This window comes from Mesorhizobium sp. P3_A8 (assembly GCF_056402995.1).
In genome coordinates, this window is the sequence record NZ_JBFUGI010000040.1 from 1 (window position 1) to 1,068 (window position 1,068).

The following is a 1,068-nucleotide window of genomic DNA, read 5'->3' on the forward strand; positions in this document are numbered from 1 at the left end:
GACCGAGATGGTCAGCGTGGTGTGCGACAGGTCGCCGTCGCCGTCCTTGATGGTGTAGGTGAAGACGTCGCTGACACCGCCGGGCGAGCCGGGGTTGCGGAGGTAGCTGTAGTCGCCATTGGCGCCGAGCGTCAGATCGCCATAGGTGCCGTGGATGACCGAGCCGATCGTTGCGGCGCTGTCGAGATTGGCATTGGTGTTGCCGGCCGCGACGCCTGCGACGGTTGCGCCATCGGCGCCAAGCACGTCGACACCGGTGACCGGCGCGGTGGTGCCGACCGCGGTGATGACGTTGCCGGTCTCGGCGGTGAACTGGTTGGCRGCGAGGCTGTCGGTGTCGGCATGGGCTGTCGGCACATCGTCGACGATGTTGATGGAGATGGTCGAGGTGTTGGTGTTGCCGAGGCTGTCGGTGACGGTATAGGTGAAGACGTCCTTGCCGGCCTCGAYGTTGGTGCTGTTGTTGGCGTCGGGCGTGGTGTCGAAGGGCTTGGTCAGCGTGTAGGTGTAGTGACCGTCCTGGTCGATCTGCAGCACGCCGTATGTGCCCTGCACCGTGACCGGGACACCGGCGACGGCCGATGAGGTGGCGCCTGCGATGTTGGTGACGTGCGGGYTGTTGGGATCGCCCAGCGTCAGCGTGCCGGCCACCGTCTCGGCGGTGCTTCCCGGATTGGATCCGGTCACCGCCGAAGCGGCGAGATCGCCGATGGCGCTGGTGTCGAGGGCTGCTTCGTCAACCTGCGCCGTCGCCGCGACCGGCTGTGGCTGGCCGTTGGTGACCGTGATCGTCAGTGTCGAGGGCGAGGTGTCGCCGTCGCCGTCCTTGATGGTGTAGGCGAACACGTCGGTGCCCGAGGCGTTCGGGTTGGCATGGTAGCTGTAGCCGCCATTGGCATCGACCGTCAGCACGCCATAGGTTCCCGTCACCGTGGAGCCGGCGATGCCCGTCCAGGCGATCGAGGCGATGCCGTCGGCGCCGGCCGTATCGGCCGCACCGGTGCCGTGGGTGCTGGTCCCGGTCTCGACATTGCCGGTCACCGTCTCGCCCGACTGTGCGGCGTCCGT

General features: G+C 67.3%; 1 protein-coding gene. It reads right to left on the reverse strand.

The features are described from left to right. Positions 1 to 1,068 (reverse strand): Ig-like domain-containing protein (locus AC1DX4_RS35045; RefSeq protein WP_477224682.1); only part of this gene is annotated, 1,068 nt, incomplete at both ends.